Origin of the sequence: Emticicia sp. BO119 (assembly GCF_013912375.1) — a bacterium.
Lineage (GTDB): Bacteria > Bacteroidota > Bacteroidia > Cytophagales > Spirosomataceae > Emticicia.
Genome location: NZ_JACETV010000002.1, coordinates 652071 through 673388, shown reverse-complemented (window position 1 = coordinate 673388; position 21318 = coordinate 652071). Strand labels below are relative to the sequence as shown.

Annotated in this window: 19 protein-coding genes; 1 reads left to right on the top strand and 18 read right to left on the bottom strand. The window is 38.7% G+C overall.

The window, feature by feature from the left end:
- Positions 1–17: 17 nt before the first annotated feature.
- The 12 genes from H1R81_RS09720 to H1R81_RS09665 form a co-directional block, all read right to left on the bottom strand.
- Complete coding sequence (locus H1R81_RS09720; RefSeq protein WP_181840513.1) at positions 18–764, bottom strand: cytochrome c oxidase subunit 3; 747 nt, start codon at positions 762–764, stop codon at positions 18–20.
- A 68-nt stretch (positions 765–832) separates the two neighbouring features.
- Positions 833–1432, bottom strand: coding sequence for a cytochrome c oxidase subunit 3 (locus H1R81_RS09715; RefSeq protein ID WP_181840512.1), 600 nt, complete (start codon positions 1430–1432; stop codon positions 833–835).
- 15 nt (positions 1433–1447) lie between these two features.
- Positions 1448–2338 (bottom strand): heme o synthase, encoded by an 891-nt coding sequence (cyoE, locus tag H1R81_RS09710; protein WP_181840511.1) that lies wholly within the window; start codon positions 2336–2338, stop codon positions 1448–1450.
- Entirely contained in the window at positions 2338–3315 is a 978-nt protein-coding gene (locus tag H1R81_RS09705; protein ID WP_181840510.1) for a heme A synthase, read from the bottom strand. Before H1R81_RS09705 ends, cyoE begins: the two co-directional genes overlap by 1 nt.
- 65 nt (positions 3316–3380) lie before the next feature.
- Positions 3381–5258, bottom strand: a complete 1878-nt coding sequence (locus H1R81_RS09700) for a cbb3-type cytochrome c oxidase subunit I (RefSeq protein ID WP_181840509.1) — start codon at positions 5256–5258, stop codon at positions 3381–3383.
- A gap of 37 nt (positions 5259–5295) precedes the next feature.
- Positions 5296–6444: a cytochrome c oxidase subunit II gene (locus H1R81_RS09695; RefSeq protein ID WP_181840508.1), complete on the bottom strand. Its 1149-nt coding sequence runs from the start codon at positions 6442–6444 to the stop codon at positions 5296–5298.
- An 82-nt stretch (positions 6445–6526) separates the two neighbouring features.
- Positions 6527–7879 (bottom strand): quinol:cytochrome C oxidoreductase, encoded by a 1353-nt coding sequence (locus tag H1R81_RS09690; RefSeq protein ID WP_181840507.1) that lies wholly within the window; start codon positions 7877–7879, stop codon positions 6527–6529.
- An 87-nt stretch (positions 7880–7966) separates the two neighbouring features.
- Entirely contained in the window at positions 7967–8581 is a 615-nt protein-coding gene (locus H1R81_RS09685; RefSeq protein ID WP_181840506.1) for a cytochrome c, read from the bottom strand.
- Positions 8582–8694: 113 nt separating this feature from the next.
- The gene (locus H1R81_RS09680) at positions 8695–9216 is read right to left on the bottom strand and encodes a DUF3341 domain-containing protein (protein WP_181840505.1); all 522 of its coding nucleotides are present in this window, start codon (positions 9214–9216) and stop codon (positions 8695–8697) included.
- Between the two features lie 29 nt (positions 9217–9245).
- Positions 9246–10625 (bottom strand): NrfD/PsrC family molybdoenzyme membrane anchor subunit, encoded by a 1380-nt coding sequence (gene nrfD / locus H1R81_RS09675; protein ID WP_181840504.1) that lies wholly within the window; start codon positions 10623–10625, stop codon positions 9246–9248.
- 60 nt (positions 10626–10685) lie between these two features.
- The gene (locus H1R81_RS09670) at positions 10686–13733 is read right to left on the bottom strand and encodes a TAT-variant-translocated molybdopterin oxidoreductase (RefSeq protein ID WP_181840503.1); all 3048 of its coding nucleotides are present in this window, start codon (positions 13731–13733) and stop codon (positions 10686–10688) included.
- Between the two features lie 102 nt (positions 13734–13835).
- Positions 13836–15074 (bottom strand): c-type cytochrome, encoded by a 1239-nt coding sequence (locus H1R81_RS09665; RefSeq protein ID WP_181840502.1) that lies wholly within the window; start codon positions 15072–15074, stop codon positions 13836–13838.
- 472 nt (positions 15075–15546) lie between these two features.
- On the opposite strand from H1R81_RS09665, the gene H1R81_RS09660 reads away from it, so the two are divergent.
- The gene (locus H1R81_RS09660) at positions 15547–15945 is read left to right on the top strand and encodes a GNAT family N-acetyltransferase (RefSeq protein WP_181840501.1); all 399 of its coding nucleotides are present in this window, start codon (positions 15547–15549) and stop codon (positions 15943–15945) included.
- A gap of 22 nt (positions 15946–15967) precedes the next feature.
- Here H1R81_RS09660 and H1R81_RS09655 read toward each other — a convergent pair whose 3' ends face one another.
- The 6 genes from H1R81_RS09655 to H1R81_RS09630 all read right to left on the bottom strand — a co-directional run bounded on the left by H1R81_RS09655 (position 15968) and on the right by H1R81_RS09630 (position 21263).
- Positions 15968–16864, bottom strand: coding sequence for a hypothetical protein (locus H1R81_RS09655; protein ID WP_181840500.1), 897 nt, complete (start codon positions 16862–16864; stop codon positions 15968–15970).
- 101 nt (positions 16865–16965) lie between these two features.
- Complete coding sequence (locus tag H1R81_RS09650; protein WP_181840499.1) at positions 16966–17946, bottom strand: ankyrin repeat domain-containing protein; 981 nt, start codon at positions 17944–17946, stop codon at positions 16966–16968.
- Positions 17947–18010: 64 nt separating this feature from the next.
- Positions 18011–18625 carry a GNAT family N-acetyltransferase gene (locus H1R81_RS09645; RefSeq protein ID WP_181840498.1) on the bottom strand — a complete coding sequence of 205 codons (615 nt, stop codon included), beginning with the start codon at positions 18623–18625 and terminating at the stop codon, positions 18011–18013.
- 87 nt (positions 18626–18712) lie between these two features.
- Positions 18713–19537 carry an L-2-amino-thiazoline-4-carboxylic acid hydrolase gene (locus H1R81_RS09640; RefSeq protein ID WP_181840497.1) on the bottom strand — a complete coding sequence of 275 codons (825 nt, stop codon included), beginning with the start codon at positions 19535–19537 and terminating at the stop codon, positions 18713–18715.
- A gap of 155 nt (positions 19538–19692) precedes the next feature.
- Positions 19693–20256, bottom strand: coding sequence for a DUF4136 domain-containing protein (locus tag H1R81_RS09635; RefSeq protein ID WP_181840496.1), 564 nt, complete (start codon positions 20254–20256; stop codon positions 19693–19695).
- 260 nt (positions 20257–20516) lie between these two features.
- Positions 20517–21263: a DUF2625 domain-containing protein gene (locus H1R81_RS09630; protein ID WP_220275198.1), complete on the bottom strand. Its 747-nt coding sequence runs from the start codon at positions 21261–21263 to the stop codon at positions 20517–20519.
- Positions 21264–21318: the final 55 nt, after the last annotated feature.

Below are 21318 nucleotides of genomic sequence, written 5' to 3'. Positions count from 1 at the left end.
CTTATCTGATCTTAAGACTACACAAGGTAGAAGAAGGTAAATACGAACACCCAAACTAAATCTACAAAGTGCCAGTATAAGCCTACTTTTTCTACCATTTCATAATGTCCTCTTTTCTCATAGACCCCATTAGCGGCATTATAGAAAATCAAGACGTTTAATACTACTCCTGACAATACGTGGGTTCCGTGGAAACCAGTAATGAAGAAGAAGAAATCGGCAAAGGCAGGTGGGCCGTATTCATTATGTACGAGGTTAGCTCCAAAAAGCTTAGTACCATTTGCCAAAGTAAGACCATCTGCCGAACCATGAATGAAGTGTCCCCACTCCCAAGCTTGTGAGCTTAAGAAAGCAATACCTCCAAGAATAGTCCAGAGCATATATTTTTCTACATCGGCTTTGTCCCTACGGTGTCCGGCTTCTACAGCCAAAACCATGGTTACAGAGCTCATGATGAGAATAAAGGTCATTATACCTACGAATACCAGCGGAGCTTTTATGCCGTGCAAAAACGGAACAGCTTCAAATACACGCTCTGGAATAGGCCACCAAGCGTTGGAAAATTCAAAGTTTTTTCTTAATCCGTCGAAGGTTGGGAAACTAAAACGCACCAAACCATAAGAAACCAGTAAAGCTGAAAAAGTAAAGGTATCAGATAGAAGGAAAATCCACATCATTAATTTTCCGTATCCAACTTTCATCGGTTGGATTCCACCCTTCCACATCAAATGTTCAGCGGTCGTTGAGTTATTTGCACTTGCCATAGCTGATAGTTTCTGAATTCCAAACAGGCTCTAAATCCACCTGTTTAAATCTTGAAATTGTAAAAAGTTTATCTAAAATACAATAAAAATACAAACAAATATACCCAAAGTAAATCGAGGAAATGCCATGCTGTTGCGCATACCTCAACCAGCAAAGTATTCTTTGAATCGATTTTCATTCTGAAAGCCATAATGAAAGTAGCTACCAGAATACCCAACCCGAGTAAGAGGTGTGCCATGTGCAGACCCGTAAATATATAAAAGAACGAACCTGACGGATTACCTTTTAAAAATACCCCCTGTTGTTGCAGGTTCTGCCAACCCAAATATTGCATGAATAAGAATGCTATTCCGAAAATAAATGTAATGGCAACTGCCCCTTTTAACATTGACTGGTTATTCTTCCTGGCAGCCTGTAACGAAAAGTGCATCGAAACACTGCTTATCAGCAATACTAAAGTACTAAACCAGAATATCTGCGGAATATCAAATTCTACCCAGTTTCCTTCTGCTCTTCTTACCAGATATGCGCTTGTTTGTGAAGCAAAGAGCATAATGATGGTAATGATGAAGAGCCACACCATAAACTTCCATTTGTTAACCGATAGCACTTGTTTAGGTTCTTCGGTAAACTTATTTATTGGCATTTTTAACTCTTTTTCTCTCATTTTTTTAACCTGAATCTAATGGGCTGGTATTTTATCTAACAGATAGGCAATCTGCACTACCGGAAGATAAATAAACGACCCGAACATTAATTGCAATGCAGCTTTTCTATCTACTTTTCTCATCAGATGGAAAGTCTGTGCTAAGAAAAGTACACCAAAAATCATCGCTACTATAGCCGAATTGATACCTGTCATACCCATATAATAGGGTACCCAACACAGGGGTAATAAGAACAAGGTATAAATCATTATCTGAATAGCAGAGTTCAGGTTTTGTCCACCACTTGAGGGTAGCAATTTGAAACCCGCCTTACTATAATCTTCATCTAAAACCCAGGCAATAGCCCAGAAATGCGGGAACTGCCAGAAAAACTGAATAGCAAACAAGATACCGGGCTCTAAACCGAAATGATTAGTGGCTGCAATCCAGCCAATCATCGGAGGAAAAGCCCCGGGCAATGCTCCTACTGCTACTGCAATCGGTCCTACTCTTTTTAATGGGGTATAAACAAAGCCATATAGAACCATTGATAGCAAAGCTACTAAACCTGCTCTGAAATTGAACTCATAAAACAGAATATACATAGCAACTACCGCTAATCCCCAACCAAAAACCGCTGCTTCTATTACCGTCAGTCTGCCACTTGGCAGTGGACGATCCCGGGTGCGTTTCATCAATATATCCAGGTCTTTTTCAATAATCTGATTGATAATATTGGCAGCCGCTGTTGTTGAAAATGCCGCAATACAGAAAAGAACTAATTTTGACCAATCTAATTTATCAGCCCCTAAAATAAACCCAAACGCCCCTGAAAAAACTACGGTTGCTGACAACCTGAATTTTGTAATGTCGTATAAAGCTTTAAGCTTTACACTAATTATATTTTGACTGACTGATTGATTCATTACTTTAATGTAAATTCCGGAACGCCTCTGAAAACTCTTTCTTTATTCAGTAACAGATACAAGATAAACTGAACACCTAACATCAGAATAGCTATTGTCAAATGAATGGGTTGCGCATAAGCCGGAAGTCCTAAATACCCTAAAATCAAGCCTGTTACCATTTCAATAGCTATCAAAATAATCAAACCTATTGAAAACTGATAGATAAGACCTTTCTGGCTGTTACTCTTCAGTATTCTGTATAGAAACAAAATGTGTAAACCTAAAACTATAAAAGAAAACCAGCGGTGCATTTCAAATTTACCACCTAAGTTAATAGCCCATTCTGCCCTTGCCTGCTCTCCTAACATATTAGCTACGTGGTCGACCATTTCTCTTACCTGGGTACCTAATAATACTTGTCCGAGCGTAACTAATATCAAGGCTGTAAGCAGAAAACTGATAGAACTTGATTCTTTTATATCTTCCACTTCAATCACTCTGGTATATGACCTTGCTACGGCATATAGTAAAATGAATACAATAATGACCGACAACAGCATATGAAGTGTAATCATTACCGGGTGTAACTCACTGGATACTACCTTTGATCCCAACCAGCCTTCAAAACCAACCAGTATAAATGCAAGGAAACTTAGCCAGACAATAGTTCTGTCTTTATTCCAGAAAGAACGTATTGAAGTTATAAATGTTGCAAAAACAAAGAAGCCTATTAAAACACCTACTAAACGATTAATATATTCTGTCCAGGTTTTGATGGCATTAAACTCTACTTCTCCTTTGAGTTTTGCTCCGAAAATTTCTTTATAATTGATTGGTAACTGAGAAATATCAGTAGGTGGAACCCAACTGCCAAAACATTTTGGCCAATCTGGGCATCCCATACCAGAACCTGTTGCCCGAACAATTCCCCCTACCAGTATCAACACATATACCGCTCCTATTGTCCAGACACCCAGTTTTCTAAAAACTACCATTATTTTGTTGATTTATATGCTAAGTAGCTTTAGTTGTAAAGCTACTTAGCTAAAATCCTGGTTTATCAATCAGGAATACTGTGATTGAACTGTATTCCTTCAATTTCTCTTTCTTCTTTGATTTGGTCATTCTCATCTTCCAGATTAGATTCTGGTGTAGCAGAGAATGGAATGTTCTGAGGAATGAAATCTTCGGCAGCACCTGGCTTGCTATAATCGTAAGGCCAACGATATACTGCTGGAATTTCACCTTCCCAGTTTCCATGACCAGGATTGATAGGCGTTGTCCACTCCAATGTATTCGAACGCCAAGGGTTTGCTGTTGCTTTTTTACCCCAGAACATTGAATAGAAGAAGTTGAACAAGAAAATGATATTTGCTGCAAATACAACAATAGCTGCAATAGTACTTAATTCGGCTAAATCCTGATATTTATTTGTGAAGTCAAATCCTGTATAAGAATAGTATCTTCTTGGGAAACCAGCAATACCTAAGTAATGTTGAGGGAAGAATACTACATATACTCCTGCAATAGTAACCCAGAAGTGAATATATCCTAAGGTGGCATTCATCATTCTACCAAACATTTTAGGGAACCAGTGGTACACACCTGCCACCATACCGAAGAAGGCAGCAGAACCCATTACCAGGTGGAAGTGAGCAACCACAAAATAGGTATCATGCAATTGAATATCCAGCGCACTATTACCCAGGATGATACCTGTTACACCCCCTGATACGAAAAACGATACCAGACCAATTGAGAACAACATAGCAGGAGTAAACACAATATTACCTCTCCACATAGTTGTGATATAGTTAAAGGCTTTTACTGCTGAAGGTACTGCGATAATCAATGTCAAGAGCATGAAAACTGAACCTAAGAATGGGTTCATACCTGTCATGAACATGTGGTGAGCCCATACGATGAAGGCCAAGAACATGATACCTAACATTGAGAAGATCATGGCTCTATAACCAAAGATTGGTTTTCTTGAATTAGTAGCAATGATCTCAGATGTCATACCTAAAGCAGGAAGGATTACGATATACACCTCAGGGTGACCTAAGAACCAGAATAAGTGCTGGAACAGAATCGGGCTACCTCCCTGATTTGGTAAGGCTTGTCCGTTTATATAAATATCTGAAAGATAGAAACTTGTTCCGAAACTACGGTCGAAAATCAATAACAGAGCCGCAGAGAATAATACAGGGAATGATAAAATACCTAAAATAGCCGTGAAAGTAAACGCCCAGATTGTCAAAGGCATTTTATCAAAAGTCATACCTCTTGTACGCAGGTTGATTACGGTAGTTACGTAATTGACACTACCTAATAAACTGGATACAATAAAGATAGCCATACTCACTAACCACATGGTCATACCTGTTCCTGAACCTGGTGCAGCGTCTGGCAAAGCACTTAATGGCGGATATACTACCCAACCACCACCAGCAGGGCCATCATGTACAAACAAAGAAGCAAACATGATAACACTTGACAAGAAGAAGAACCAATAAGATAACATATTGATAAATCCTGATGCCATGTCTCTTGCACCTACCTGAAGTGGAATAAGGAAATTTGAGAAAGTACCACTTAAACCTGCTGTCAATACAAAGAATACCATGATGGTTCCGTGCATTGTTACTAAGGCAATGTAATAGTTAGGGTCAAGCTTACCTGCCTCATCAAACCATCTTTCTCCAAGAATTGGTTTTAACCAACCTAAATCAATTCCTGGAAAACCTAATTGTAGACGAAACACTAACGACAGGAACCCTCCGATCAAAGCCCATACGATACCAGAAATCAGGTATTGTTTAGCAATTACTTTATGGTCTTCAGAAAAAATGTACTTTCTGATAAAACTTAGCTCATGGTGCTCGTGAGCGTGGTCATGTTCGTTGGCATGTACGTCTGCGTGTGCTACTGCTGCCATAATATTACTATTTTTAAGAATTTTCTGTTGTTAATAATTATCTTAAAGAGGCTGAAGTTGCCGCTCCACCAGTAGTTGCTGTTGTACTTTCTGTAGTTGCAGGCGCATCAGGCATAATATATTTCATCGCCTTCCCTTTCAGATTAGCCGGAATTTTTTCCATAAATTCAGGTTTAGTGGCAAGCAATGATTTTTGTTCTTTCTTCCACTTTTCATACTCAGCAGGTTCATCGACAATTAATTTCAGTTTCATTGCAAAGTGGCTGCGTCCGCAAACCTCTGTACAGGCAATTTCATAGTTGAAATCAGGGTTACCATATTCAGCGCGCATATCAGCTGTACTCTTATCAGCAACAAACCAGAATTTAGTTGGCATACCCGGCACTGCATCCATCTTTACACGCATATGAGGAATAAACACACTATGCAATACATCTCTTGCTCTGATTTTCAATAATACAGGTTTGCCTTTTGGAATGTGCATTTCAGTATTGCTTGTAAAATCGTCGAATGAGTTTTCATCTGTAAAATCAATACCAAACTCATTACCTTCAGCATCATTGATTAACTTATAACTGTAATTACCTAATTTTTCGTTATCAACACCACCATAGCGTACTTGCCAACCGAATTGTTTTCCCATTACTTCTATCACTTCCGCATCTTGAGGTGCATCTGACATGATTCTGTTCCAGGCCTGTAAACCTGTAAAAACTAAACCTGCCATTACAATTGCCGGAATCAGCGTCCAAACGATTTCAAGAGTATTGTTGTGCGGGTAGAAATAAGCTTTTCTACCTTTTTTATAGCGATATTTTATTGGGAAATAGAATAAAACAGAATTAACTATAAAGAAAGCTACTGTAATTACAGCTATTCCGAACCAGAACCAGAAATCAGTTTCTTTTCCATGAACTGATGAAGCTGAAGGAATATCGCCATAAGCTATTAAGAAATCTTTCTTAGCATAGTTAAATGACCAAACTATTCCGATTACACTTACAATCCAGAATACAAATAAGCCAATAGCATTTGCATTATTCGCTCCATCAGTAATCGTCTCCTCTATTTCAGATTCCGATTTTTCTCTTTCCTTTACACCTTTCAATAGAGTTTGGGTTTTAGATATAACCACAATGGTTAAAATCAAAAACACAACAGCTAAAATAACAATTAATAAGGTCATGTTACTAAAATTTTACAAGTTATAAGTGCTTAATCCTTGTATGCTTTAAAATTAAAACTTTTTAAAATTATCTAATAGCCTATTAGATATCGTGGTGCAAACTTTCTTCTAAGAACGGATGTTTTTTCGGATAAAGATTTGCTTTCGACAATTGAGTTGCTACAAAGTAGATAAACAATGAAGCAAATGTCAGGGTTGTTCCCCATTCAATGATACCAATACCTCCCTGGTCTTTAGCAATACCCGGCATGTGCATTTGGTAGAAATCAAACCAGTGACCCACCAATATAGAGGCACAACCTAATTTTAATAATGTTGGTCTTCTTTTTGAATCTCTTGCCATTAGAATCAGAATCGGGAAGAAGAAATTCAACACGAAATTGATATGAAACGGCCACCAGTAACGTCCATCATGACCCGTGAAACGTTCGCGGAAATAGATCGTTTCTTCAGGTAAATTAGCATAGAAAATCAATAGATATTGAGAAAACCAAACGTATGTCCAGAAAATTGAGAATCCGAAAATTAATTTGCCTAAATCATGCAAATGGCTCGAATTAACGGCTTTCAAATACCCTTTATCTTTTAATATTAAAACTGCAAACATAATAGCTGCTAAACCTGCTACGTGCCAGCTCGCTAAGTGATACCAGCCAAACATAGTTGAGAACCAGTGCGTATCAATTGACATTGACAAGTCCCAAGCCGAAGTTGAAGAGGTAACTGCGAAGAATAATAAGAATATTTTAGAGACATTACGACTTTTGTAATAATAGTCTAATCCGCCTTCCTGCTCTTCTGCAATCGAATATTTGCGTACTAATGTCCACAAATAATACCACACGCCTACATAAGCTAATAGACGAATAGTAAAGAATGGCATATTCAAGTACCATGATTTGGTAGCTATGATTTTATCGTAGTTCTCACTTCCTTTTTCCATAATACCCTCATGTGTCCAGTGAAAAATCATGTGGCGAGTGGCAGGAACAAGATATAAAATAATCAGGATAGCACCGGGTACCCAGATAAACGACGGGAAAGCCTCAGCAACACGTTTCATCGTAACAGGCCAACCAGCCTTTGCTACATAGTTATAGGCAATGAAGAACATGCCGACAACCGAAATTCCAAGAAAATATACGCTGTTCATCCAAAGATTGGCAATGATGCGATTAATCAAAGTTGCTCCATGATGCTCGCCACCACCATGAGCAGCTGCTGCTGCATGACCGCCTTCGTGTCCGGCTGCAGCACCGTGTCCTGCACCGTGCGATTCCCAAACACCAATTGACCAGCCTTTATTTAAAAGAAATGCTCCGATTGCAACCAAAACAACACCTAAGGCTGCAGCAATTAATAATTTGCTTTTCGATTCGGATGAAAACTCAAATCTTTCTTCTGTTGAAGGAATTTCGTGAGTATTATGAGCCATTATTCTTGAAATTTGAACCCCGCCCCTAAAGCGAAGTAATCATTATAATATTTCCTAACACGCCCCTTTAGGGATGGGGGTGCGTTATTAATTTCCTAATTGTAATCTGTGTACATAATGTACTATTTTCCAGCGTTCCTCAGGGTTCACCTGAGAAGCATGTGGCCACATACGGCCTTTACCATAAGTAATTACATGGAAGATGTGGCCATCATTCATGTTTTTATAAGCTTCGCTGGCATAGTTAGGTACACCTTTATAAACTTTTCCAACCGGGCCATCCCCAGCACCTTTCTCACCATGGCAGTGTGCACAGTTTCTTTCGTATAAGGCCTGACCTTCTGTTTCAGCAGCATCGGACCAAGGTATAGGATTTTTTAAAGTTGCTTCTGCTACCGCAATGCTATCTGCCGGCAGATTATACACCATCAGGTCGTTGATTACCGTGCTATCATCCTGTAAAAATGAAGTATGGTAATTTGTACGGGCAATAGTGCCAGGTACAGGCTGACGCATATTCTTTCCGTCAGGATTAATGGTATTTTCACGCCATTGAGTCAATGGTTCGTAAGCACGAGAGTTGTACATATTAGGAGCAAACTCCCAACCTGTACTATTGTTATCATGGCATGATGACAAAACAACTGCTGAGAAAGTTGCTACTGCTACCGCAAGCGTGATATTTCGGACTGAAAATTTCATTTGAAAACAAATTAATGTATTATTGTATGAGCCAGTTGGTCTGATACTCATCAATGTTCTATATGTAAATTGGTATGAATAGCCTTTTCTGGTCTATTCCTTGTTTTCTTTAACTAAACTTCTTTCACATTTACTTCTGAAGCTCCTGAATCTTTCAAAATATCAGTAATTTCTCCTTCTGATAATTTGTTTTTTGATAAATCAATCGCCATAATAAATTTATCGTCTGTGCTTCTTACATCAAAAATGATTGGTTTAGCGGTTGGTCCCATTCCTTCCATCACGAAGAAAGTGAACGACATACCAAACGAGGCCAAAAGAACCGTTAATTCAAATAAGATAGGCACGTTAGTTGGCCAGGGAAAGAAGTTTTTTCCACCAACGTTGATAGGCCAATCGATACCCATTGTCCAGAATGTTAACAATAAGGCACAGCAAGTTCCGGTTATACCAAACAAGAAGGCTGCAATACCCATTCTTGGGCGATCGTACCCTAAAGCACGGTCAAGACCGTGAATCGCAAAAGGAGTATATACTTCATGGATTTTAACACCACTGTGTCTTACTTCTCCGACTGCGTGTAATACTTCATCCTCGTCGTCAAAAACACCAACTAAATATTTGTTATCTGCCATTGTCTGAAATGGTTTCTTAATTCTAATGATTATGCTTTTTTCTTTACTTTTTCAGGATATTTCTCTGATGATGATTTCAATACAGATTTCACCTCTGCCATGTTGATAACCGGTAAGAACTTGGCAAATAAGAAAAATGCTGTAAAGAAGAAACCAAATGAGAAAATATAGTCTGAAATATCTCCCAAACGAGGAGTAAAATAAGTCCAGCTTGATGGAAGATAGTCTCTGTGAAGCGAAGTTACGATGATTACAAAACGCTCAAACCACATACCGATGTTTACCACAACTGCCATTACAAATGATACAACGATGTTCCGGCGTATTTTCTCAAACCAGAACAACTGCGGAGAAAGCACGTTACAGGTCATCATGGCTGCATAAGACCACCAAAGTGGCCCTGTAGCGCGGTTGATGAAAGCATATTTTTCATACTCCACACCAGAATAAGCTGCAATAAAGAACTCTGTAATATATGCAATACCTACAACTGACCCTGTCAGGGTTATGATTTTATTCATTAAGGAGATGTGATCTAAAGTCACATAATCTTCTAATTTATATACTACACGCGTTACAAGCATCAGGTTTTGTACCATTGCGAAACCTGAGAAAATTGCACCTGCCACGAAATATGGAGGGAAGATTGTGGTATGCCAGCCCGGAATAACCGAAGTGGCGAAGTCGAATGATACGATAGTATGTACAGAAAGTACAAGAGGTGTAGAAAGCCCGGCTAAAATCAAGGAAACATCTTCATATCTTGCCCATGATTTTGCGCCGCCTGTCCAACCTATAGCTAATGCACCATATACTTTTTTACGGATACCTGTTGCACGGTCACGGATAGTAGCAAGATCAGGAATCATACCAATATACCAGAACAAACACGATACCGAGAAATATGTCGAGATAGCGAACACGTCCCAAACCAGTGGTGAGTTAAAGTTTACCCACAAAGAACCAAAAGTATTTGGTAGTGGTAAGGCAAAATATGCTAACCAAGGGCGCCCCATGTGCATAACAATGAATGAGGCTGCACAAATTACGGCGAAGATCGTCATCGCTTCAGCCGCACGGTTGATTGATGTTCTCCATTTCTGACGGAAAAGTAGCAATACAGCAGAGATAAGTGTACCGGCGTGACCAATACCTACCCACCACACAAAGTTGGTGATGTCCCATGCCCAACCTACCGTCTTGTTCAATCCCCATACGCCAAGACCTTCCCACCAAGTCCAGCATACCCATGCAGTACCATATAATAATACCAGCACCGAGATAGCAAATACTATTTTCCATTCTTTGGTAGGCTTGCCCTCAACCTGTTTGCAAATATCTTCTGTTATATCATGGTAAGACTTACCATTCAATACCAGCTTCTCTCTTATAGGTGAAACTACGTGCATAGTTTTTTTTGTTTATTGAATATGCTATTATCTTAATTAAATGCGACTTCTTCAGTCAAATTATGAATGCTCTCCATGTGCAGGTTCTGCATGAGCCTCTGTTTTAGCTACACCTTCTTTGTTACGTATCTTGGTTAAGTAACTTAATTGTGGTTTAACGTTGATTTCTTCCAATACATGGAATGCCCTTCCTTCACTTTCTACCTCAAGAATCTTAGAGATTTGTGATTCAGGGTCTAACATATCACCGAATACGATGGCGTTGGTAGGACAAGACTGAGAACAAGCTGTCTGGATTTCTCCGTCAACCGGACGGCGTTTTTCTTTCTTGGCAACTAATTTACCAGACTGAATACGTTGCACGCACATTGAACACTTTTCAATTACCCCTCTTGAACGAACTGTTACGTCTGGATTCAAGACCATACGACCTAAGTCGTTGTTCATGTGGTAATCGAAATTATCGTTTTCAAAGTATTTGAACCAGTTGAAACGGCGTACTTTATATGGACAGTTGTTGGCACAATAACGAGTACCAATACAACGGTTATAAGTCATCTGGTTAAGACCTTCTGAACTGTGTGTAGTTGCCAATACCGGACAAACTGTTTCGCAAGGCGCATTTGAACAGTGCTGGCACATCATTGGCTGGAATACTACATCAGGATTCTCAGAAGCAATCTCCATCGCTCTGAAACCTGCCGGGCTATAGCCTTCTTCGTGCTCAGCATCAGAACTATAATAGCGATCAAGGCGAATCCAGTGCATTTCTCTTGCACGTGCTACCTCAGCTTTACCTACAACAGGAACGTTATTTTCTGCCTGACAACTTACCAAACATGAACCACAACCATGACAAAGGTTTAGGTCAATTACCATTCCCCAGCTATGGTTTTTCTTTTCATGGCCGTTCCAGAGGGTAATCTGTCCAGGTTTTTTCATACCTTCAGAAGTTTGTAATTGCGGTTCAAAACGACCTGCTTTTACATTCTTCACGTATTCGCTCAACACCGACTCCTGAATGACTGCCTCACGACCCATTACAGTATTATGCGTTTGTGTTTGAGCTAATGTATAACCACTCTTTGTTTTTTCTAATTTGACATCACTTGCCCATTGACCATTTGCTACTAATGGGAGTACATTTGCCCCCACGTTTCCGGCTTTACCTGCGGCGGTGCGTCCGTATCCGATAGCTACTGAAACAGTATTGTGAGCCTGTCCTGGTTGAATCAATACAGGTAATTCAATAGTTTTACCGCCTACTGTCAGATTCGCCCAGTCACCTTGGTCGATACCTGCTTCTTTTGCTGTTTTTTGCGAAATAGCAATTGTATTTTCCCAGGTTACTTTAGAGATTGGATCGGGCATTTCCTGTAACCAAGGATTATTAGCCTGATTACCTGTTCCGATAGAGATATTTTCAAATGCTGAAAGTTCAATACCTGACCCTTTGATACCTGCAATAGCAGTAGCCGCTCCGACAAGATTACCGCCAAAAGAAGCACCTGAAGCTGCAACACTTGCACCTGGCTCATACACGCCATCATGCAAGGCTTGTACCCATGATTTGCCGCCGGCTAAAATACTTTTTGTCCAGTTAGACTTCAAATACGAATGATAATCTCCAGAACCACCTGCCCAGGTTAACAGACTTGATTCTGCCTGACGAGTATTGTAGATAAGGGAAATTGTAGGTTGCATTAATGAGTAGAACCCTTTCTTAGGCTCTGCATCACCCCACGACTCTAAATAATGAGGCGCAGGAGCAATATATTTACATTTAGAGGCTGTTTCATCAGCCTTAGCAGCAAAAGATACTGAAGTACTCACTTTGCCTAAAGCTTCACCTAATTCAGCACCTCTGAGATGATCATAAACCGGATTTGAAAGGAAGATTACTGAACTTACCTGTCCGCCTTTTACTTCATTAATGAAAGCGTTCATTTCAGTATCATTTCCCTGACGGAAGTTTACCGGATTTCCTAAATCAATAGTTGTTCCGTAGCTTCCCAATAAGCTATTCAAGGCATTTACCACTGTCTGAATAGCCGGATTATTTGAACCTGATACCACTAAAGCCGCACCTTTGGCTGCTGCCAGTTCTTTTGCACATTTATCAAGGTTCGGTATTTCAATAGCTGAGCCTGAAATTGGTGTACCACCTAAAACGGCTGCTACCTTATTATACAGGGCTACTACTACTGCTCCTTCCTGAGAAGGCTTAATCATTGAGCGATAGTCAGAAGAAGCACCTGTGATAGTCATACCTGTTTCGAACTGGTAATGACGAGACATTTCATTTTTACCACCTGTTTTGGCACTGCTTAAACGACGGGTATCAGCCCATTGAGCTGCATATATATCCGGCGAAATCCATGTACCTAAGAAATCAGCATTAATGCCTACCATTACTTTAGCTTTGCTGAAATCGTAGCTTGGCACAACTGCCTGTCCGAATGATTCGGCATTAGCCTGAATCAATCCTGAAACAGAATTAGCATCATAAGTAACGTGTTTAGCAGAAGGGTATTTTGTAGTAAAATCAGCAATAACTTTCTTGAATGTAGGAGAAAGAATAGTATTTGAAACGATACGGATATTACCCCCTTTTGCTAAGCCTGCTCCAACTTCTTTGTCAAGATCTGCCCATGAAATATCGCTACCACCTTTTTTAGGACCTTTTAGTTTTTCGTTGTCATAAAGACTTAAAACTGAGGCATGTACTCTTGCGCCTACTCCACCTTTAGTAAGGCTCGACATCTTGTTTCCTTCGATTTTGACAGGACGCCCCTCGCGGGTTTTTACCAAGATGCTTGAGTAATCGCCACCTTCGGCGTAAGTTGAGGCATACCAGTTAGGAATACCGGGTTCTACGTCTTCAGGTTTGTTAAGATAAGGAATAGCCTTGCGAACAGGTGCGTCGCAAGCGGCCAAAGAAACGGCTGCAATTCCAAAACCTAACACTTTTAAGAAATCACGGCGGTGCGTAGGTTCGACTGTGTCAATATCGTCTAAATTAAATTCACGATTGGCGTTTTTAACGAACTCAATATCGTTTTTTAATTCTTCAACCCCTTTCCAATACCTTTTATTAGTATTCTCCATGAGCATAACTGCTGATTTAAGTATTTATATGATAAATCCTTGTTAAAGGGACTTAAAATCTATTTTGATTAATTTATTCTGAAACTAAAATCTGTATCAAGATTAATAGTGGCATCTCGCACACTCTAATCCGCCTATATCTTCAACCTTCATTGTTCCTTTGCTTACAGCACTGTGTGCTTCCATTAATTTGTCGTAGTAAGCATTATCTTTGCCGTTCACCTCAGTTTTGCGGTGGCAATCGATACACCAGCCCATTGTTAGGGTAGAACGTTGCTCTACTACTTCCATTTTGTCAATATCACCGTGGCAATTTTTACAATCTAACCCACCTACGTTTGTATGTTGCGCATGGTTGAAGTAAGCTAAATCAGGAAGGTTATGAACACGAACCCACTCAATAGGCTTATTATCATTGATTGCTGTATAAATTTTCTGAATTTCCGGGGATTCACGCTTGATAGTGTTGTGGCAGTTCATACAGATATTGGCAGAAGGAATACCTGATTGTTTTCCTTTATATACACCTGTGTGACAATAAGCACAGTTGATTTTCATTTCACCTGCGTGCAGCTTATGAGAGAAAGAAATTGGTTGTTTCGGAGCGTATCCCTGATGAACACCTATGCCGTAAAGACCATCGAAAGTAGCTTTGGTTGCTAAAAGTATAAATACCCAGGTAATAGCAATACGGACTGTTCTGTTGGCTACAATATCTTTAATACCCGACTGGAACTTCTCGCCAAATGAAGCACCTGGTGCTTCTCCCTCTGCTTTACCTGTCAGTTTGTTTAATAATTGCAACACACCAAGTAAGGCTACTAAAACCAGACCCATAATTACCAATAGTGCAATTAAAATAACATTGACAAATTTGCCGCTTCCGGTATCACCTGCTGTAGCAGTAGTTGCTCCAGCAACGGCAGGACCAGCAGTTGGAGCAGGAGCCGAAGCAGTTTTTACATAAGCCAGAATCGCTTTCACATCATCGTCTGTGAAATTCGGGAAAGCAGTCATCTGGGTTTTGTTGAATTTGTTGAAAAGCTCGTTAGCATATTTGTCGCCACTTGCTATCACACCCATCGGATTGTTGATCCATTTTTTAAGCCAGGCAAAATCTCTGCGATCTTCGATGCCAGCTAAGCCCGGTCCTACTATTTGTTCGTTAGTAGCAGCATGACATTGAGCACAGTTTCCTTTAAATAATTGCTCTCCTTTGGCTGCGTCGCCCCCCCCAGCAGGTGCTGCGGTGGCTGTAGAATCTTGTGCAAATGCGTTGCTGAAAGAAATTGTAACAACAACAGCAAGAGCTAAAAGTGATTTATAAAAATTACGAATCATATTATATGTAAGTAGTATAACCTAATTTTCTGACTGCAAAACTACGCCACTATTGTTTTCAATCAAATAGGTTTTTTAACTTTTTTTATTTTTAATAGTAATTTAGAATAATTTTAAATAAAACTATAAATATCTGACTATAAGACATTTAACAAAAAATACCATTCCTCAATTCACACCAGGTGATAAGACAGGAATGGTATTTTAGCAAGATTATACACGCATCTGAAACGTATATTCATCAGTTGTTGTTAATTTTTTTTAGTTCAGGTAAGGGCTTATTGCGGCTGCAAATATACAGCCAAGCCCTCGCTATTACAATAGTTTCAAAATAATTTTCTGCGATTTTAATCTCCGGGTAGTCAGATAATCTCTTGTTTTCTCTGTTCCACCTGTTCAATATGAATATTTTGTATTTTTGCCAAACACTATACGTTAATCAACTTTAAAGTATTTTCAAGAAAAAATTCATATGGAGCTTGTCTATAAAACTGATGTAGTACCTACCCCCGAACAAATTGTTGAACTCTATGAAAACGCCGGTTTACCCCGACCTACACAGGATATTGAAAGAATCGGCAAAATGTATGCCAATGCCAATTTAATTATTTCAGCATGGAATGGCAATCAGTTAGTGGGTGTTTCACGTGCCATCACTGATTGGGTATGGTGCTGCTATTTAGCTGACCTGGCCGTAAGGCAAGATTATAAAGCAACAGGTATTGGAAAACAACTGGTAAAACTCACCAAAGAAAAAGCAGGCGAACAATCAATGGTTTTGTTGCTTTCAGTACCGACAGCAATGGAATATTACCCAAAAATAGGAATGGAAAAAGTTGACAATGGTTTTATTATTTTCAGGGAGAAATAATATATCGGGCTGGCATAGTTTTTTAACCCGAAGCAATAATGCCACAAGCTGCCTTAAAAAACATCAGCCCATCTATAATAATAAGGTAAAAAAATATATTTCTTCTTTCTTTCAGCGCATAGCATACACTTATCATAGCTATAAATGGAAGTAAATTTATACTCAGTCTTTTTTGAGAGAAATGATTGAAGGTACCAAATATCAAAAAGCTCACTAATCCCGCAATAGTGAGCGGCAGGATAATACTGAAAATCGTGAATCTCAATCCTTTCTTCACCACAAAAGTTTTGATATTGTGATTAGAATCAGTAGCATAATCTTTAATGTCAAACATGATGCAAAGAACAGAGATAAACATAAAGTTTTTTAGTAACAACCACCATCCTATCGGACTGATGCCCTGATCGCTTTGATGAGTAAGGTTATAAAAAACAATGGGAGCAATAGTAATAAGCCCAGCCCAAGTAAAACCTATCACAAAAGGCTTAAGCCAACCTATATTTCTCAGGTTATAACTGGGCAAAAAACTAAGCCCATAGTAAAACAAAGCCGCTAATGGCGTAAGTAATAATGGTATTAACTGATTGATATGGATATGCCATAATTCCTGCCAGTATATATATAGTATATAAAGGCCAATAATAACACTCATTATTAAATGAAATAGCTGGCTGTATCTGATAAATTTCCTGTTCTGAATATACCAGTTTGTTCTCGGGTTTTTTGAAGTGCTTAATGAGGGGTCAGTAATATATGCTATGGTGTAAAACCAGACTGTCAGTGTAAATACCAATACATAATAATAAAGCTTATTTAAAGGGTACTGTTGCTGTAAAGCAGCTTCTATTGAAAGTGCTACAGCGCATATTCCATAAAAATAGTTTCCGAAGAAAAATGTCTTTACTAATGACTGAAACATCTACCCTATCTTAATAATTAGTCTGCCTCTCTGCTAACGTATTTTAAACCTTTTTTATTTCTGTTTTTAATGCAGGGATATAGCCACTATCGGAGCAGGCTCTACTTCGAAGTATATTTAAGTAATGCATTCTCTATCTCTGTATGGCCTTTTTTCTTTGCCCAGGCCAAAGGTGTTGCCCAGTCTGCTCCTGCTTTATGAGGATCGGCCCCCTGTTCTAAAAGATATTCTACCATAGGTAGATGTCCCCACCTGGCTGCCAGCCCTAAGGGCGTTGACTGGTATTCTTCTTCTACCGGATTCAGGTCTGCTCCATGTTTAATCAGTAGATCGGCTTTATCGATAAAGCCCTTTTGCGCCATATCATGTAGTAGTGTTACATGATGCCAGCTCATTACGCCAGGGTTCATCCCCTTGTTCATCAGATAAGTTGCCATATCCAGATGCTTGAAATAGTAGGCCTGTGCCCACTTTAATAAGACGGGCACTTTGGCACTATAACTTAATAGTAATTCTACCATTGCTTTGTTATTATCTTTTGCAGGCATCATCAGAATACCCTCTGCCCAGAAAAAAGTCTCATCATGTACTAATTCAGGGTTCACCTTAAGCAGTTTTTCAGCATCATCAAGGTAACCATTGTCGACTGTCTCTTCAAAATGTTTGTCTAATGGCCTACGCTTATAAAGGATTTCCCCATTATCTCCCTTATACTTATGACGTGTTGGGCTATCTGTATATTGTTGTAGCATAAAAGCAATGTCATCATATCCTCTATCCAAAGCTACAGTAAATAAACTATCAAGAAAAGGATAGGTCTTATAATCAGGGCTATAGGCCCCTTGTTGCAGCAAGTATTCTACCAAATGATAATGCCCCTCCCGAACGGCAAAATGAATAGGCGGAGTATAATTGTATTGGGCATAGATAAGCTCGGGGGTTTTCTTGTATAGTGCTTGCACAGTATCTATATCACCTTCATAGCTTGCATAAAGCATTTTCCATACTTGTATAGTTGTGCTGGTTGCCTTATTGGCAATGTACATAGGTAGCTCTGTTTTCATTTCAATCGGCTGAATCATAATTTTACAGTTAGGAGTGAATATAATTTAAGCTATTTTTATGCTACCTATTTAAAATTTCTGTTTAAATAAGACGTCTTTCAGCGAATTCCCGTAGATCTTTCCAACCATACCCTCCATGAAACTGTCGGTTAGCAGCATATAATCTTTTTCCACCCATAGCTTCATGAAAACCACAGGAAGGGTTTTGCGGAATGCCAAACAATACCATTGTATGAATCCCGTTGTCAAGGAAACGTCTTACTACATGCTCTACTAATTTAGCACCAAGGCCTAACCGCTGATAGTTTCTTAATACATAAATTTTATTGAGTTCTCCTGCATAATCAGGAAGGTCGCCTGATGAGTATGGCTTGGCTTTGGCGTATCCAATCAACTGATGTGTACGGATATTTTCAATAACAAAACAAAACCAGCCCTCATTTGTTCGACTGAAGAATTCTTTCCAATGGCGGTGGATATAATCGCGCGATAATTTATGTTTTGAACTCCCATAGGTTTCATACCACGTCTGGATATATAGTGTCACTAAATCTTCTAAATCTTTAGCAACGGCTTCCCGGATAATGAAAGAAGATAGTGTCTCTCCGTTTTTATGGAGTAAGCTTTTATTGGCACTACTGGATGGTCTTTTAAGCCCCAGTAGAAACCGAAGGACAGAATTCGTAAAGTTTTTCATAATTTGTATTTTTGCTATACGTAAAAATACAAATTTTTAGGAAAAAGATGAAAGGAAGGTGTAGAAAGAATATTTAAAATATGATTTCTATTCAAGAATCTCACTTTTCAGTTGATACCTGAAATCACATTTACTCGCTCCATTAGCAATGGTATCGGTGCGAATCATGGATAAGCCAGCTAAACTGGTGGTATATTTATCAACCTCACACAAGATTGAGACGTATTTCTGATAATTATGCTTTTTGAAAAGTTTGCAGATACCACATTCTATAATATCAACCCCATAGCCTAATCCATGTGTTTCTTTTTTATCGGTAATGATATGGGCTACAAAACCTTCGGGGTTGCCTCTTTGTCCGACCTTTTTTGCAAAGATTTTAACTAAGTATCTACCAACATCGGTCTTTATCAGTCTAACAGGTAATCTTTTCAGAAACGCCTGCCATTGAGTTTTAGGCCGTAAGTATTCTGTAATGGTAAAAAGTGCCACTTCTCTGATTTTCGCAAAATTCTCACCTGCTTTATCTAATACCATGATTAATGCTAAAAAGTAGGCTGATAAATCAAGTCGTTTGTCCATAGGATTAGCTGAGGTTTTAGCAAAACTGACGTCTGTTTTCAGTGCTTCGTATTGAGCATCAATATCGTCTAATAGTTCTTTGGCATATTTTGGATAATAATTTTCAAGTGCTTTTCTGAAATAGCGTTTATAAGCTGGTTCTTTTTTGAAGTATCGAAATGCTCCTATTGAAACTGCTATAACAGGTAGTATGAACAGGTATCCATTTTTCCATAAGCCTTGTTTGGATAGATAAGTACCGACACTTAAAATAATCAGCCATTTGATTGCTACATAGCCAACGGCGAAAAGCACCCCTTTTTTTGATATAGATTTTATTGCATGTGTCATTGTTTTATAATTTTCTACAAAAAAATAGAAATAAAATTTAGATTAATCTAAATTTTATTTTAGATAAACAATATTTTTAATGAAATAAAAAAGGGAACGTACCGTTTGGCACATTCCCTTTGATTGTTATGAAGACTTGGAAAGTCGTGATACAATTATGACGTTGGGTATTTCTTCATGATTTTGCTGACACCCTTCTCAATCTGCTTATCAATCTTGCGATTATTCAAGGTAGCTGAAATACTTCCCTGCCAAACCAGTTTATTAGTTTTAGCATCGATGGCATCAATCACTAAAGTACCTTTCGTATATGAATATGGCGCAGAATACCCCCCACCATAATAACCCCTTGTATAAGGTACTATATATCTACCTACACGGGCATAACCAATCATCGGATACATAGGGTTAGCGAACCCGCGAGTGGTTTCCTTCTCAGTGTCCGTATGGAATCTCAATAACAAATCCGGTTTCTTTGTGTTGATGTTCATACCTTTCTTCAACAAAATTTCATCAACATTTGCCTGAATGTTTTTAGTAACCAGGTGATTGTTATATTGTGGATTCTGTGTCTGGATATCCGGTTGAATCCATGCAAATGAACGATAATCGCCGAAATCAGCAGTTGGGTCTTTATGTGTACTTACCTGTGCTTTTGCGCTTGAAATGCCGAGCCCAATCATCCCGATGAGCAAGGCTTTTTTAAATAGTTCTTTCATCTTCCCTCTACTCTTAAAACAACTGTAATATTTAGATTTTTACTATACTACTATTAACGAAATTCAGCCCGAATCCGTTTGTTGTTTAGCTCATTACTCTGTTAAAGATTGTTAAAAATCTAGCAGAAGACATTCTCCTTTTTTTACAGCAATTTGTGCTTAAACCGAACAGGGTTTGAACTCGTAGAAATATAGTTGTTAGACAAAAATTAAGGCATTAGGTTTAATGCTGAATATAATATTTATTAGGGTTTCATTCCCTAATTCTTGTCTAATCCCAATTGCTTCCGAATATCCATATTAAGATGAAATTGCTCCTCAACAGGAATTACCCTACGTGAACTTTTATTAATATTCTTGCCCTCTTTTGTCCATAAAGCAGGGTAAAAATTATAAACTTTATTGCCATCAAGTTTCGCTACTTCTTCTCTCCAGTTTTTCCAACGTAGTGAATCATAAAACGCATCAAGGTCACTATTAAAACAAAAATTCAGAAAATCCGTATAACTTAAATCAAGAGGTTCCCAATTTAAACTCTCCGGTGCGAGATAATAGATTTTGCCAAGGTCATTCCCTAATCCTTTACCATTAAGAGCAAAAAATCCTCCGACAGCATCATCAGCAATCAATAAAAAAGGCGCAGCTTCTCCGAAATGGCTAAAAGTCTTTCCTAAATTCCAATCAGGAAGAGAACGATTAAGTTTAGTATGACCAGAACCTAAAATGCGAATCCAACCATTATCGATTAATAAGCCTCCGGTAGCATATATTATTGCACCCATAGGAGAGCGTGTAGTTACCTGCGTTTTATAGAGCGCCTCTTTAGCATTAACCAGGTCACTTGCAAGGACCTCTACTTTATTCTTAGCTTTGCTTATCCAGTTGCTGACTAATTCCCAGCCGGGTTCACTGGTATTTATTAATTCGTCAATACTTCGCATTTTCACTTGAGCAACCGTTATTTTACTTATGATTATCAGAGTAACAAGGGTAAAGGTCTTTCTCATTTTATATATAGATTCGTAGTAGTTCTTATTCTTACAAAATCTTGCTGAATGTTTA

Bases quoted from the DNA above. Each gene is read 5' to 3' on its own strand.
- H1R81_RS09720 (WP_181840513.1), bottom strand. From the start codon at position 764: ATGGCAAGTGCAAATAACTCAACGACCGCTGAACATTTGATGTGGAAG.
- H1R81_RS09715 (WP_181840512.1), bottom strand. From the start codon at position 1,432: ATGAGAGAAAAAGAGTTAAAAATGCCAATAAATAAGTTTACCGAAGAA.
- cyoE (WP_181840511.1), bottom strand. From the start codon at position 2,338: ATGAATCAATCAGTCAGTCAAAATATAATTAGTGTAAAGCTTAAAGCT.
- H1R81_RS09705 (WP_181840510.1), bottom strand. From the start codon at position 3,315: ATGGTAGTTTTTAGAAAACTGGGTGTCTGGACAATAGGAGCGGTATAT.
- H1R81_RS09700 (WP_181840509.1), bottom strand. From the start codon at position 5,258: ATGGCAGCAGTAGCACACGCAGACGTACATGCCAACGAACATGACCAC.
- H1R81_RS09695 (WP_181840508.1), bottom strand. From the start codon at position 6,444: ATGACCTTATTAATTGTTATTTTAGCTGTTGTGTTTTTGATTTTAACC.
- H1R81_RS09690 (WP_181840507.1), bottom strand. From the start codon at position 7,879: ATGGCTCATAATACTCACGAAATTCCTTCAACAGAAGAAAGATTTGAG.
- H1R81_RS09685 (WP_181840506.1), bottom strand. From the start codon at position 8,581: ATGAAATTTTCAGTCCGAAATATCACGCTTGCGGTAGCAGTAGCAACT.
- H1R81_RS09680 (WP_181840505.1), bottom strand. From the start codon at position 9,216: ATGGCAGATAACAAATATTTAGTTGGTGTTTTTGACGACGAGGATGAA.
- nrfD (WP_181840504.1), bottom strand. From the start codon at position 10,625: ATGCACGTAGTTTCACCTATAAGAGAGAAGCTGGTATTGAATGGTAAG.
- H1R81_RS09670 (WP_181840503.1), bottom strand. From the start codon at position 13,733: ATGGAGAATACTAATAAAAGGTATTGGAAAGGGGTTGAAGAATTAAAA.
- H1R81_RS09665 (WP_181840502.1), bottom strand. From the start codon at position 15,074: ATGATTCGTAATTTTTATAAATCACTTTTAGCTCTTGCTGTTGTTGTT.
- H1R81_RS09660 (WP_181840501.1), top strand. From the start codon at position 15,547: ATGGAGCTTGTCTATAAAACTGATGTAGTACCTACCCCCGAACAAATT.
- H1R81_RS09655 (WP_181840500.1), bottom strand. From the start codon at position 16,864: ATGTTTCAGTCATTAGTAAAGACATTTTTCTTCGGAAACTATTTTTAT.
- H1R81_RS09650 (WP_181840499.1), bottom strand. From the start codon at position 17,946: ATGATTCAGCCGATTGAAATGAAAACAGAGCTACCTATGTACATTGCC.
- H1R81_RS09645 (WP_181840498.1), bottom strand. From the start codon at position 18,625: ATGAAAAACTTTACGAATTCTGTCCTTCGGTTTCTACTGGGGCTTAAA.
- H1R81_RS09640 (WP_181840497.1), bottom strand. From the start codon at position 19,537: ATGACACATGCAATAAAATCTATATCAAAAAAAGGGGTGCTTTTCGCC.
- H1R81_RS09635 (WP_181840496.1), bottom strand. From the start codon at position 20,256: ATGAAAGAACTATTTAAAAAAGCCTTGCTCATCGGGATGATTGGGCTC.
- H1R81_RS09630 (WP_220275198.1), bottom strand. From the start codon at position 21,263: ATGAGAAAGACCTTTACCCTTGTTACTCTGATAATCATAAGTAAAATA.